Raw genomic sequence first — 13,469 nt, 5'->3', positions numbered from 1 at the left:
GATCAGAGGCGTTTGGGTGCGGCTTTTGGTTTGCGCGGTTTCGGGGCCCATTTCTTTGCAAGACGCTCGAAGTTATCGAGGATGCGGCCGATCTCTGCCTCATCCGGGTCGAACTGCCCCCCATACCATTCCAGCATCTGGCTGTGTTCTTCGTGCTTGGGGTCGGCTATGGCATCGAGGAAGTCAGCGTAGCCGGAGAAGCCACCCACATCCTCCGGAGGGCAAGCACCGATAGCCCTGACCAGGCGTGGATATGCGGCGCCCGCGATAGATCCATCGATTTTCTCGATCTTGATCACGTGGTGCCAGTTGTCGCCAAAGTCATAGATGTAATGGATGGTCTTGGTTCCCACATCTTCGATCACGTCAAGCAGGCTGGTTTTGCTGGCGGGCATCGGGCCATCGTAAAAACCATCTGGGTCTGGCACGCCCCAGCCGCTGCCACCGGCTCTGAACTCATACAAGTGACTGTCAGTCCATCCCATGGCAGCCTGGATCACATCATGCAGGCGGTTCAGCTTGATCATGAGGGGCACATCAAAGCGTCGAAGCACCTGAGGCTCGACATCGGACAATGTGACCTTGATGCGCGCGACCAGCGTCATGCAGCAATCCTCTTCAATTCCATGGCGGCCTTCCAATTCCAGGGCAACAGTTCTGGTAAGCGTGACACAGGCATATCGGGCAGCCGTGCCAATACGTCTGCCATCCATACCTGCGGGTCGATGTCGTTCATCTTTGCTGTGACAATGAGGGTATACATGAAGGCTGCCCTGTCGCCACCGCGTTCAGACCCTGCAAAAAGCCATGACTTTCTGCCCAATGCGATCCCTCTGAGCGCCCGTTCGGCGGCATTGTTCGTAAGGCAGAGGCGCCCGTCGTCAAGAAATGCGGTGAAGGCTTCCCAGCGACCTGTCCCCTCGAGCATGTAGTTCATCGCCTTGGCAACTGGGTTGTGCTTTGACATCCGGGCCCGCTCGGCCAGCATCCAATCATGCAGATCATTGACCATCGGCGCTACCCACTGCTGGCGAGCTTCACGACGCGCTGCATCTGACAGGCCGGTGATGTTACGCTCGGCCGCAAAGATCGCATCGATCCGCGTCACAGCGTCCAGCGCGATGGGCGAGATTTCTTTTGCTACCTTTTTACCCTTGCGGGCTATGGCCTTGATGTCGGCCAGTTCAAAGAACTTGCGTCTTGCGTGGCTCCAACACAGCGCACTACGGACCGGGCCCGGGCTACGATCTGCGAGATACAAATCATTGTAGCCGCCATAGACGTCCGACTGAAGAACACCGTGCCATTCGGCCAGATGCCGTGTCGGGTGTTCTTTCCGGCGATCTGTTGAGAAGTGGAAGAGTGCGGCAGGTGGCGCACCCCCACCCCACGGTCGATCGTCGCGCACATAGGTCCACAGTCGCGCCGTTTTTGCGCCACCACGCGCCAGTAGCGGCACGGTGGTATCGTCACCATGCAAACGGCCAGCATCCAGCACGTGGCGCGCGATTAACGCATGAATGGGGGTCAGCGCCACACAGGTATGGCCGATCAGATCAGCCAAGGTGGACAGGCTCAGATCAATCCCCTCCCGTGCAATGCGCTCGGATTGCCGGTTCAAAGGTTGATGTTGTCCATACTTGTCGAAGGCGATCATCGCGATCAGTTGCGGCCCTGCCCAACCGCGCGGAATGGCGTGGAACGGGGCCGGCGGTTGGCTGATCTTCTCGCAAGCTCGGCAAGTGAACTTCTCGCGGACCGTTTGGATCACCTTCCACTGGCGGGGGATCACCTCCAGCGTCTCGGTGACATCTTCACCCATCTTTACGATCCGGTCCGAGCCACAGCAGGTGCAGGCGGCAGGTGCTTCGACGACGACCCGCTCGCGAGGCAAATGATCGGGGAACGGTTTGCGCACGGGCTTGCGTCGCGTGAAGACACGCACGGCGTTCGCCTTGTCCGCAGCATGCTCAGCTGCCAGCGCATCCTCGGTTGCGGCCGCTTCCAATTCCTCAAGCTGCAATTCCAGCTGATCAATCAGCCGCGTGCGACGCTCGGAGGTGATGCCATATTTGTCACGCCGAAGCTTGGCGATCTCCAGCTTCAATTCTTGGATCATTGCGTCTGTGCAGGAGGCCAGAGCGCGAGCCTGCGCCAATTCGGTTTCCGCAGCCTGCGCACGGGCGGTCTGCGCGGCAAGTGCAGCGCTTAATCTGGCAATTTCGGAAGCGGCGTCGGACATGGCAAATATTTACCACAGAAGCCGCTAAATACCAATAAAAACAGGCGCTTCAACACAAATTATCCAGCCGCGTTGGGCCTTTGCGTCCAGCGTGGATTGCGCCAATCGATCCCCTCAAGAAGATAGCCCAACTGCGCCGCAGATATCGCAACAGCCGTCCCGTCTTGGCTCACCGGCCAGATGAACTTCCCCGCCTCAAGACGCTTCAAATATAACGACATGCCCACCCCGTCATGCCAGAGCAGCTTCACCAGGTCACCCTTTCGACCTCTGAAGCAAAAGATCTCGCCCGCATGCGGATCACGCCCAAGCCCCTGTTGCACTGTCAGCGCCAAAGTATTCATGCCTCGGCGCATATCCGTCACACCACCTGCAATCCACACCTTCGTTCCAGCCGGAAACGCGATCATGACCGCACCATCAAGCCGTTAAGCAGCTGCGCAGCAGCTTCCATGTCAAAACCTGACGGGATCGCCACACGACACCGCGGGCCAAGATCAATAGTCATGACAGGAGCTTGGGGCGCTGGCGCAGTGTCAGACCCATCAGAAGCATCTTCGATCTTCATAACGCGCAAAAATTGCGGGCCAGAACCAAGCAATCCATTCTTATGGCGATAACGCCAATCATAAAGCTGAGACCGCGATACCTCATGGCGTCGTGCTACCTCCGCCACTGTCACGCCGTCGCCAAAGCTTTCCTCAACGATACGGATTTTTTCGTCATCAGACCAACGCCGGCGGCGGCCGGTATCAGAGACTGACAAAACTTGAATGCGGGGGGTGTCTTCGTGTGCGTCCATAAGGACACTCGATAAACGATCTCACAGCTCAGCAGCCAGACGGCCCTCGGCGGAGGTTTACGATACTTCCTGATCGTATTTCGAGACAAACCCGTCCGCCGGGCGATCTCGCGTATCGGCATTTTGTCACGCAATGCCCAGCGTCTGATGACACTCAAAAATCCCATGTCGATCACTCCAAATCCCCCCAACCAAAACCGTCGGGGCAGTGTGTTCACATGGGTCAATTCTCAGTGACAATTTATGGGGCTACCGGGTCAGCTCTCAGTGACAATCAACATAGCTGTCGAACAAAGCGTTCTTGCGATCGGAAAGCGAAATTGAACCATTCGTGTTGCGGTCAGTCCAATAGTGGCCACTGAGTTGGCCTGGCGGTCGGCCAATTACTTTGTACCGGAAACTCCCGTAGTGAATTTCACTGATACCGGATCTTAGGTGGATAATTGGGTCACTTTGATAGGCACCATAGACGAAGGTTGTACCGTCAGCGTGAATGTCAAAGCTTGACGCAACTAAGAACGACTCGGCATGTTCTGTCATTAACCTGATCGACATAGAACTGAATGTCTGTCGAATGACCGCAAAGCCGCCGACTGCGGCAACAGGTTCATCCAAACCTGGAACCTTGTAAGAAGATTGTAGAGAAACCCGCCAAGTTCCGTTTAAGTCCGGACGCCGAACTAATTTGCATACAGGCCTAATTCTCCAAATGTACCGATCGAACAGCCATAAACACGTAGTGATTGCCGCCAGGGTGAAGGAGTAAGGTTGCACATGATCCCATGTCAGCTCGATACCAAGCACCCATAGGAACCCTCCCCAAACTACGATGGCGATGATAAGAAGTATTGAAACTGTCGTCCTATTCAGCAATGCGTTACCCATGTTTGAGAAACTAAAACGAACCTTGCTTCGGATACATCAAAACGGTGGACCGTTCCACCCAACGATTCTGGTCTTCGCAACTGGCCAACTTTCAGACGTAGATTGTATACCCATGCCCAGAGATCCAGCGCCAGAGATCGGGCAGCAGTTTGGCAAGGCTTTAGTGCAAGACTTAGAGGATGCCCTCAAAGTGAACTCAAGCATCCATGATGGAGCGATACTGTTTCAACGAAGCCGACAAGATGAAGTATACTATCTGTCTGCATGGTCTATGCGCATCGTTAGCCAACATAAGCCGGTGTTTTCTGAGCCGAACATGGGTTCGGCATATAACAGCACCCTCGCACTTTCGATGTCTACGACCGTTGATGCCTGCTGCATTCTATCGCCAGAAAAAGTTGTCTTCTTCGTCGATGGTCAAGCTGCAAACTTGAAGGCGATTCCTCAGAGCCAAGCTTAGCGACCAGAGCTATTCCAATACTGCCGTGCAGCCGTGAGGAATGTCTGAAAGCCTTGCAAACTCCAGCATATGTTCGAGTTCTCTCGGATGAGCCAATGGAGATCGTTCGCACAGGAGAGGTCGCTTACGTTGCAGCGTTCAAGCCAACATATGTAGTTCTCAAAGCTCTGTTGGTACCCTGCTACGAAATTCTGGTTTGGTACGTTCCAGAGCATTCCTTCCAAGAAGTATGATGGCGCGATACCCTTCTTTAGATAGCCGTCGTTGACCATAGCGTTGCGCAGGTTCTTCAATACCCGAACGTTTGACTTGAAGCGGCCGTTGGTGGCCTGATGCTTGGAGGTGCAATTCTTCTTATGCTGCTTCGGAAAGTTAACAATCCGATCGCCGTCGCTGGAAAAGAAGTTAACCCCCACATGATACCTATTGTTCAAAGGGGTTCGGTAAGAGGTGTAGCGGTGATGTTCAATACACGCCAGGACATCTGCATCACGGCGATTTCCTTCTCCCGGAACAGCTATTGCCTTCCTTCCAGGCGTCACGCCGCTCCCAAAGTTCGCCCCCAGCCAAGCTAACACTTCAGCCTTAAATTCCGAAAATCCATAGCTCGCGGGCGAGCGGTTTGCTTCATAGGCTTGTTTATCCGCCGGATCGAGACCGGATATGTCGCTATTGAACACGTCCGTCAGGCAGATCACCACGTCTACATCGCTCTCCGAACCTCGAACATTCGTGTCATTTCCATATGAACCCTGGAGAAAAATCTCAAAATCCCGACCGGCATACGGGGCGTCACGATGCTCCAGGACGGAGCGTATCGCTTGGTAAGTTGCAGCGGACTGCTGCTGGGACCCAACATGGGACCACGTATCAAGTTGGTTCTCAGTAATTGCCATTGCTATTCCTTAGTCAAAAAGTAGTTGGCGGATGTCTTCTTCACGTCGCGCAAATGACTCCCCTCCTTGCTGACGTAGGAGGTTTAGTTTCTTCAGATCATGTTCAAACATGTCCGTCGCCATTTCTGGTTTATCGAAGGAGTCGCTGATCCGGACTGTCGGCACGTTTGAGTAGAGCAGCCGCCTAAGTTGATCCATTGAGGCAGTATTCACTTCAAGTGTTTTTTGGAGCAACTGAACCGGAAGGAAGCTGTTGATCCGGCGCGCAATAAAGCCACGCTCTGGTTCCGGATACTGGCCGCAGCCCAAAGATAGTAGCCGACATTTCTCGGGTGCATACCCGAGTGCAACCGTCGCATCGGCAATTGCGTAAAGTGATGGGTTGTTGGCGCAATATCCGCCGTCAAACAATTCAACGAGGTCACCAGAACTTGTTTCCAGGGTTTTGATTTCAAAGAACGGGTATGCCGAACATGACGCTTCAATCGCATCTGCCAATTTACATCCGAACCCAGGCATAAAAGTGGCTCGACGTCCGTGCGCTTGGGTCTCCCTGCTCTTGAAAATCATCGGCGTCTCGAGTTGCCACTTAGTCGACACGATACCGAGGCCAGTCAGAACTGTGTCGAAGTCCGCGTCACCGAAGACAGTCGCGCCAGTCTCACGCAGTTTTGAAGATTTTGCTGCCTTGCCGGAAACTCGCATTATAGGCGGTACATGCTTGCAATACAGTTCATGGATTTCATCGACAGAATGACCAGTTGCAAGAAGCGCGGCAATGATGGAACCGGTACTGGTGCCAAAGATGAGATCGAAGGTCTCATGGATCGGCTGCGGTAATATGGCCTCTACTTCTCGTAATATACCGAGCGAATAAAAGCCTTTCGCTCCCCCACCGTCCAAACTCAAAATTCGGCAGCTGTCACCACTCATTACTATCGATCCTCACCGGTAGATAGTGTGAGCTTTGGAGGCGAGTTGCACAAGAGGTGATCTGCTTTCAATTGTTTCCTTACAGGTGACGGTATATTTGCGCCCGCCCACAGGCGAAATCAAAGCACCATACAAGTTTATCGGCAACGTCTGCTTAGGCGGCGCTGCGCAGCAGCGTTTTCTTTGGCGACGAAGGTCGGCTTCTCTAATTGGGTGTTTGGGTCAAGCTCGTTTTCCTTCTTTCTTTTCGGTCAATGTCACTCATCCGGGTCACGCTTCTCTTCGCAGTCTGGTTGATGCCGTGATGGCACCGCTGCACGCATATGTCGGATCGGACGTGGAGAGCCTTGCTTTGAGACGCGCTTCACATTGCGCAGCAGACACTTTCGGCTTTCTCCACGAACCTCGTCCGGTGAGGGACGACCCCGTTAGGATTGGTGGTTGGCGTTTTAGATCATGCCATGCCTCCCACCTGGTCCTGACGGAATTCCGTGCCATCAATCCACATCCGGTGGAGCAAGACGGCGAGTTTGCGTGCGACAGCGACAACGGCGCGACGACGACCCTTGGTGCGCATCAGTCGCATGCCCCAAGATTTGATCTGAGACCCCGCCATCGTTCGCATCAGCAAAGCGTTGGCGGCTGCGTACAAAATTGCGCGGACATCCCTGTCACCTGCTTTCGATATGCGGCCAGGATTGTCGTGCTCACCAGACTGGTATCGTCTCGGCGTCAGGCCAAAATGCGCGCCAACAGTTCGTGACCGTTTGAAGCGCGTCGGATCATCGACGGCGGCTTTGAAAGTCAGGGATGCAATCGGACCAACGCCTGGAACTGTCATCATGCGCATGCACACCTCGTCTTGGCTGGCAGCGCGTTTGACCCTGCGATCCAGTTCCAAAAAGTGCTGATACAAAACCACGCGTGCATCCAGCAGCGGCACCAAAGCATGGGCCAAAACTTCATCCATCTCGATCAACGGTCGAACAACACCGTCAAAACTGCCGTGCTTCACAGTCATGGGCAGGCTACTGCCAAAGATCTTCAACAGCCCACGTACCTCGTTGGCGAGATCCATCGTCTTCTTCAGGAGCGCTTTGCGGGTGCTCAGCAAAGCACGGACGCCATGCGCTTCGCGGCTCTTCATGTGAACTGGGCTGAACCAACCAGTGCGCAGGACTTGAGCGATGCCGCGTGCGTCATTCTTGTCTGTCTTGTTACGCATTGCCGACAGCGCTGCATTCACCTGACGCGCTTCCATGCAGACAACGTCAAAACCTTTCGCTTTCAGGCCATGGAACAGATGCTGGCTCATGGTGCCCGCTTCAAAACCAACCCGTTCAATCGGATGGGGAAACGTTCCAAGATACTCAGCGATGTCGCTGACCTCGCATGGTAGTTCGCGCTCAAGCAGCACGGTTCCCTTGCCATCAACAATGCAAAGCGCACAGGATCGCAGCGACACGTCTATTCCGGCAAAATATTCCATTTCTCATCTCCCTTGTTCACAGTCATCCTGTGATCTTATCGGGAGCTCGACCTCAAAACAGAGGGCAGCCCAATTACGCATGCTTTGGGCCGTTCTTAACGTGAAAACTCTTCTTCGATAGTGGTTGAGGAACACAGTTGCTTTTCAAATTCAGTTGCAGACGCCGTCAGGTTGACTGTCCTAAACGAAATTGGATGCCCTTGAACGATCATCGTTTCATTTACTCTTCCGCCAACTTGAGGGTGAAGAAAAAGACCTTCAGCGGTCATGCTCGCCGTTTCGGATATGTTTTCCTGTGTTCTTAGGTAGGTGTACATCTGGTAGAGGTATCCGCTTTTCAAAATATTCTCGCGATAATTTGAGGACGTAAAAATGTTCGCGAATTTCGTGTCAATCACGATACGCCTTCGCGAAACAGCGTGGTTCATTTCAATGTCTGTCTGCATGCCTGGAAGTATCTCGAATATGCCAGAAGTCGCCATCGCCACGGGCCAGGCACTCCTTCGTCCTTGCGCGATATGCCAACCCAATGGCTCAAGCTTGATCCGGAGTGCATTGCCGACGGCACGCTCAAATAGACGTCGGATCAGGTGTGTGCCCGTTTCGTCACCTGGTTGCAGTACTGTCCCTTGCGTTTCTGTAGGGATTGTTCCGTCAAAGATCATCTGGGAAAGTGCGACCATCATCCGGTCAGCGCTTTCGTTGCGCCCGATTTGATCGACGCCAAGTTCAGCTCGTGACGGCCGCCCCGCCGAGACGCCGGAGCGGGAGAAGTCAGCGGCAAGCCCGCGGCACCGATGCGCCGTTTCCTTGGATGAAACGCACGCAGCCAGCCTTTCCAGGGCTGCACGGACCAGTCGATTGCGGGACGTATCCATTACGTGCTCTTCAAATCGGCAGGCGATGTGCCCCCGTTCCATGAGCTGCCCCGCCTCTGTTACCAGCATGTCAATGCGGCCGCGCACGCGTGGCAGGACTGCGACACGTGTCCGATACCCCCGGCTCAGATTGCGGCGCAAGCGATCTTCGACGACATGGGCAAGTAATCGGCCTACCAGATCAGGCAGATCCCGCGCGTTCTCAACGTCGCGTTCGAACCTATCGCGCAGTTGCACAAGATCAGCAGCATATAGAAACAATATCCAAATATTGCGCAGTGGAATCTTGGTCGACATCAAAGACCGTTTCGTAAGCGAGTCATTGCTTCAGCAGCGCGCTCGGGTGCATCGAACCAATATTCTTCCAAAAGAGGTCCGATTTCTGTGTTTATCACGTCGCTAAACCAACTCATCGGGTCATCCAGCGGCGTGGTCGGCGTGACGTAGGAATGACCGACGCGGAATTGTGTGCCTAGCGTTCTATCCGCCGAAATTTCTTCATTAAGCGCCATCATCCGAGCGCGCACCAGTGTCACCATCTCTTGGTCAAACCCGCGATCCAAGCACCAAGCCGCCCAGGAATCATTCAGTTCAGGCGCAAGCGAGACAAAGGCGAACCGACGACGGAGTGCTAGATCGACCAATGCTAGTGAGCGGTCGGCAATATTCATGGTTCCGATAACGTAGAGATTATCGGGAACATGCACACGTTCGCCTGGCTGTTTTCTATAAGCCAGTTCTATAGCGTCGGCACGGCTGCGCTTTGTGTTCTCAAGCAAAGTCAGCATCTCACCAAAGACCTGCGCAGGGTTGCCACGGTTGATCTCTTCAATGATGAGCACATGTGCGACGTCGGGTTGCGCACGCGCAGCCTCGACTGCCTGCAAGAACACACCATCGGTAAGTTTCAGGCCATTTGAACTGGGGCGATAGCCCCGCACAAAATCCTCATAGGACAGCGAAGGATGAAACTGGACTGATCGCAGTTGCTCGGGTTTAGGGGTTCGTCGCCCTATTAACGCTTTGCCGAGACGTTTGGCCAACCACGTCTTACCAGTGCCGGGCGCGCCCTGCAGAATAAGGTTCTTTTTGATCTCAAGCCGGTCGATCATATTGGACAACGATGAGTGCGGCAGGAAACCACCATCCGCGACGATGCCCTCGACATCATAGGGCTCATTTGGCGGCGCTTCGGTCTCACTGTCCGACTGCTCTTCGTCTTCAATCGCGGTGAGTGGTGCCACATCTTTGGCGAACTTTTCAGCCCAATATGGATGCGCAAGAAAGCCATCAACGTCCTGCTCGTGACCATCAAACGCGAAAGAAACAAGCTGCCGCGCCATTTCATCATCCTCAAACCGTGCGCGGGCGATGGTTGTGCGATAGGTGTAAAAGAACCACTCGCGCGGCGGGTCGATTTCTTCCCAGGCGACTTTGACAATTTTCCCGTCACCATGATTGCCGGTGATTGTACCAATTGCCTTGATACGCATCGCGCTGACTGTCCGGCCACGGTTCTCGAAAGGCACATCGTGCTTACGGGTATACGTCGCCTTGATAGCGATCCGGTCTCCCTGCTTCATCTGTTTAACCAGATGCCCGAATTTTTCATCATATCCGTTTTCCCAGATACCCTCATCTAGGAAACGCGCCGTCTGGTCGCCATCGTTCCAGCCAGCGCCGACAAACCAATAGTTCATACCATCAGGGACGATCTCTCCCTCCGGTGCTTGATCGTCATCCTCGTCTTTCAGCGCCAAGTGTTCACGTTTGAAAATATCAACGGCCAGTTCATCTGTCATCTGCACTGATTTCCCGTTGTCTGTTAGGGCCCAAACACCGCGCTTGGGTGAGAATAAGAAGCCGCCTTTTACTAGATAGAACCGCGCCCAAGCTACGCGATTAAAGAATTTTGGCTGCCCGTTTCTGTTGGTTTTTTCAAGGTCTTCTTCGGGAATATCGTAGCGTTGCGCAATTTCGGCCATTACGTCCCGTGGCTTCGCCTTCCCACCAACATCACGTAGTACTTCGAGAATAGGCGAGAAATAGGTCACAAATTGTGGAACGCCTTCAATTTTTTGGTCAAAGAGACTCACAGCTAGATTTCCGATCTATTGAAACTTCACATTTCAATCAAACCGAAATCAGCTGCATTCGCAATCTCAAGATCCTGTCGCGTGAAAATGCTGCGCTTTCGAGAAAAGTCCGCTTTGGATGTCGAATTCTGCAAAAAATCGACCCAGCCTTTCGAAACGCCAAGACCCGCCGATGTCAATAATTGTGTTTATTTTTCATGAGATTGCCATCTATCAGATGGGTCAGCGCCAAATGAAAAAGTGGGGTCAATCCGACGTGAAAACGAACACCGAAACACTCAGTTTGCGTTCAAGCCATGTGCGCGGGCACCGAGTTTTTCTTTCCATGCATCCTCATTTACGATGATTTCGGCGGCTGACATCTCAGGGGAGGCTACTTCGAGAATAGAGACTTGATAGTCCCGTAAATTGCGATCGAGATTCATCAACTTTCGGTTTCCACCATGGGAACAAAATGACATGCGTGAGATGGTGCCCCATTATAGGGTGAGTTCTCTTGTGTCTGAAACGACGCGAAACAGAGAAAGACACCTTTCCCTCGCCTCCAAGCCAAGCCACCACGTGCATCATGGCGCAGGAGGCGTGTGCTCCGAGGGCTGTATCCGCATCTTTCGATGAATTCCTGAAATTGAAACAGTGGCTCCTCCATTGGTAATTCATGAGTAATACACCGCAGGATATCTATCCCTGCACTCTTTCCTTAATTGCGAAGGCAACGATTGGCTCCAGCTAATGTCCACATCGGGAAGTCTCCTGTTTAGAGATTCAAAGTTCGACGGAATCCCGCAAAGAGCGGTTATTCCCCCCGCCCCTTGCCGTAGCACACAAGCCACTGTGGAACTGGCACCTGCTACACCATGGGCCCGAAGGCCTGTCACACGCCGAGCGGCGGCAGGCCTTCTTCTGGGGCGTCAATCCTCACTGCCACCTTTCGGACGACGTTTCCGCTCGAAAGAAATGTGCTTGAACTCCCCGGTTTTGCGGTCTCGGTAGATCGCTACCTTGTCACGTCGCAGCTTCCGAAATGGCATGTTCTCCTCCTGGAGTTCCCGCGGCGATATCTCCCCCCGCGCCAGCCTCTCTTCATCGCGTTGACGTGACCGCGCTTTCTGCCGCTGCCGTTCCTCGAAATCGAAGTACTTGGGGCCTTCTTCTTCGGACATGTCAGCCCTCCCCTTTATGGTCGAGCGTCATACGTGCCCGCCAAGCTGCCAAAAGTTCATCCAGCAAAGACAAGTTGTTCAGCGGCCGATACCCAGGTACGTCCATCTGCACGAACCCGGAAGGTGCCTCTTCCAGCCCGAGATCCTTGGCTATGGTCCTCTCATAGTCGGCGAATGGACGACCCAGCGCATACCACCGTGATGCCGAGCGCGCCCAGCCTTGGTCGACGTCAATCGCGACAAGCTGCGAGGTCGTGATCCAGCCGCCGGTCAGCCTTGGGTGACCGGACGCGATCCCCCACAGGATGGGCGCGCCAAGGCGGGATACATGCGGTCGCCAATATGTCAGCATTGGTGCGTCGACCAGGTCGGTTTCGGTGGGTCCGGCATCGGCAGCTTTGATGGCGGAACGTAATTTCTGGGCCCAAAGGGCTTTATTGGTCATGGGGAACTCCAAAGTAAAGTTAATGATGTGATTGAAGGAAAGACAGAGAGACCGGCGGGACGAGATGCTCCGCAACCCAGCCGACATCTACTCAATGCAACACAGGCCGGTTCATCGCCTGATCCACGGCATCGAGCATTCGTATAATTGATCGCAGGCTGACGTGATGCGGGGTCCGGATCGCTTCGATGACTTCTTTGACCGCATCGACCGCATCTTGGGGAAGGTCACGACGCGCCCCTTCGCGCTCGGCGAATCCGATCAGGTGTTCTCGCGTCAGAGCCGTCAGAACTGTGGGAGGGCATCGGCTAAGGAAAGGGGCTGACAGACCGCGCAGGCTATTGGCTGTCAGAACCCAAGTGATCCAGGACATGTCGAAGCCAATACGGAAGTACGGGCATGACCAACGACGCGCGGTGGACCTCTCAAGTAGGGGCAGCAAACCCTCGGTCAAAGAATACCGCTGACCGCCTATTGATTGTACATCCCCTGCTTTCTCGATCTCGTCGACCACGACCACAGGATTCGCAATCTGAGAGGCAATGATCCCTTCCAGAACCTTTCCCGGGCCCGCCGATCCCCATCCCTTTTGAGACCCCGTAACAACGAATGAGGCGGGCTCACCCGTGGCTTCTATGATTGTCGTCGGCACGGAGAGCTGCGCGCCCAGCAGGCGAGACCAGTGGCTCTTGCCGATCCCTGGCGGACCGACGAGGAGCATTGGCCGGACAAAGGGGGCAGGATCGCCGTTGCGGACCGAAGCCCGCATGTCGTGCCAAAGACGTTCTGTTGCAGGAGCCATCCACGGCATCTCCGTGTGGAGACAACTGGCGATTTCGTCGGCGCGGTGCTCGGTCTCCACTAGCTGTACTTGTGCGCCATTTCGGAACACCTCGAGTCGCGCACGATCCTTCGGGTCAAGGTGGTCCATGCCAGAGTTGCGTGAAACGGCGCTGAGGTATGCCGCCGATCTCCGTTTGATTTTTAGCCGGTCGGCTTCGGACAGCGCGTAGTCAAATTTTGGGCTACCAATCCGTTCTCGGAAGCTGTCCAGGAACTTCTTTAAACGGACTTCGATGTCGTAGGCCGAAGGCAGGTTGGGATCAGGGAAACTGACCTCGGCAAATTGAATGCGCGGCATTTGGTGTCCTCTCTGAACCGGCCCGCCCATCTTTTGGGC

At 54.3% G+C, this 13,469-nt stretch carries 15 protein-coding genes and 1 pseudogene; 1 reads left to right on the top strand and 15 read right to left on the bottom strand.

Translation table 11 applies throughout. The features are described 5' to 3' along the window. Nucleotides 1-2: 2 nt before the first annotated feature. The 6 genes and pseudogenes from J7392_RS08910 to J7392_RS08885 all read right to left on the bottom strand — a co-directional run bounded on the left by J7392_RS08910 (nt 3) and on the right by J7392_RS08885 (nt 3,929). Complete coding sequence (locus tag J7392_RS08910; protein ID WP_209217219.1) at nt 3-605, bottom strand: plasmid pRiA4b ORF-3 family protein; 603 nt, start codon at nt 603-605, stop codon at nt 3-5. Beyond that, a complete protein-coding gene (locus J7392_RS08905) occupies nt 602-2,242 on the bottom strand; it encodes an IS66 family transposase (RefSeq protein WP_209217218.1) in 1,641 nt (546 codons plus the stop codon). Before J7392_RS08905 ends, J7392_RS08910 begins: the two co-directional genes overlap by 4 nt. Nucleotides 2,243-2,301: 59 nt before the next feature. After that, a complete protein-coding gene (gene tnpB / locus J7392_RS08900; protein WP_009827084.1) occupies nt 2,302-2,652 on the bottom strand; it encodes an IS66 family insertion sequence element accessory protein TnpB in 351 nt (116 codons plus the stop codon). Then, entirely contained in the window at nt 2,649-3,044 is a 396-nt protein-coding gene (locus tag J7392_RS08895; RefSeq protein WP_209217217.1) for a transposase, read from the bottom strand. Before J7392_RS08895 ends, tnpB begins: the two co-directional genes overlap by 4 nt. Before the next feature lie 56 nt (nt 3,045-3,100). Then, nucleotides 3,101-3,220 (bottom strand): annotated as a pseudogene (locus J7392_RS08890) (helix-turn-helix domain-containing protein); the annotation flags it as partial. Nucleotides 3,221-3,308: 88 nt separating this feature from the next. Continuing rightward, nucleotides 3,309-3,929 carry a hypothetical protein gene (locus J7392_RS08885; protein WP_247744513.1) on the bottom strand — a complete coding sequence of 207 codons (621 nt, stop codon included), beginning with the start codon at nt 3,927-3,929 and terminating at the stop codon, nt 3,309-3,311. On the opposite strand from J7392_RS08885, the gene J7392_RS08880 reads away from it, so the two are divergent. After that, nucleotides 3,928-4,389, top strand: a complete 462-nt coding sequence (locus tag J7392_RS08880; protein WP_209217215.1) for a hypothetical protein — start codon at nt 3,928-3,930, stop codon at nt 4,387-4,389. The genes J7392_RS08885 and J7392_RS08880 overlap by 2 nt on opposite strands. Here the strand turns inward: J7392_RS08880 and J7392_RS08875 are convergent. The 9 genes from J7392_RS08875 to J7392_RS08835 all read right to left on the bottom strand — a co-directional run bounded on the left by J7392_RS08875 (nt 4,386) and on the right by J7392_RS08835 (nt 13,430). Continuing rightward, nucleotides 4,386-5,285, bottom strand: coding sequence for a nucleotidyltransferase (locus J7392_RS08875; protein WP_209217214.1), 900 nt, complete (start codon nt 5,283-5,285; stop codon nt 4,386-4,388). The two genes, J7392_RS08880 and J7392_RS08875, sit on opposite strands and share 4 nt — an antisense overlap. Nucleotides 5,286-5,294: 9 nt before the next feature. After that, the gene (locus tag J7392_RS08870) at nt 5,295-6,218 is read right to left on the bottom strand and encodes a patatin-like phospholipase family protein (RefSeq protein ID WP_209217213.1); all 924 of its coding nucleotides are present in this window, start codon (nt 6,216-6,218) and stop codon (nt 5,295-5,297) included. A 454-nt stretch (nt 6,219-6,672) separates the two neighbouring features. Then, entirely contained in the window at nt 6,673-7,707 is a 1,035-nt protein-coding gene (locus tag J7392_RS08865) for an IS110 family transposase (RefSeq protein WP_209217212.1), read from the bottom strand. 95 nt (nt 7,708-7,802) lie between these two features. After that, on the bottom strand, nt 7,803-8,882 hold the full coding sequence (locus J7392_RS08860; RefSeq protein ID WP_209217211.1) for a hypothetical protein: 1,080 nt from the start codon (nt 8,880-8,882) through the stop codon (nt 7,803-7,805). After that, on the bottom strand, nt 8,882-10,681 hold the full coding sequence (locus J7392_RS24440; protein WP_209217210.1) for an AAA family ATPase: 1,800 nt from the start codon (nt 10,679-10,681) through the stop codon (nt 8,882-8,884). The genes J7392_RS08860 and J7392_RS24440 overlap by 1 nt, the downstream gene beginning before the upstream one ends. Before the next feature lie 278 nt (nt 10,682-10,959). Continuing rightward, nucleotides 10,960-11,109 carry a hypothetical protein gene (locus J7392_RS08850; protein ID WP_209217209.1) on the bottom strand — a complete coding sequence of 50 codons (150 nt, stop codon included), beginning with the start codon at nt 11,107-11,109 and terminating at the stop codon, nt 10,960-10,962. Nucleotides 11,110-11,592: 483 nt separating this feature from the next. After that, complete coding sequence (locus J7392_RS08845; RefSeq protein WP_209217208.1) at nt 11,593-11,844, bottom strand: hypothetical protein; 252 nt, start codon at nt 11,842-11,844, stop codon at nt 11,593-11,595. A 1-nt stretch (nt 11,845) separates the two neighbouring features. Then, complete coding sequence (locus J7392_RS08840; RefSeq protein ID WP_209217207.1) at nt 11,846-12,289, bottom strand: DUF6634 family protein; 444 nt, start codon at nt 12,287-12,289, stop codon at nt 11,846-11,848. Nucleotides 12,290-12,380: 91 nt separating this feature from the next. Further along, the gene (locus J7392_RS08835; RefSeq protein WP_209217206.1) at nt 12,381-13,430 is read right to left on the bottom strand and encodes an AAA family ATPase; all 1,050 of its coding nucleotides are present in this window, start codon (nt 13,428-13,430) and stop codon (nt 12,381-12,383) included. Nucleotides 13,431-13,469: the final 39 nt, after the last annotated feature.

This window comes from Sulfitobacter sp. R18_1, from assembly GCF_017743915.1.
In the GTDB taxonomy this organism is placed as follows: Bacteria; Pseudomonadota; Alphaproteobacteria; order Rhodobacterales; family Rhodobacteraceae; genus Sulfitobacter; species Sulfitobacter faviae.
This window is presented reverse-complemented; position numbering and strand designations above follow the sequence as displayed.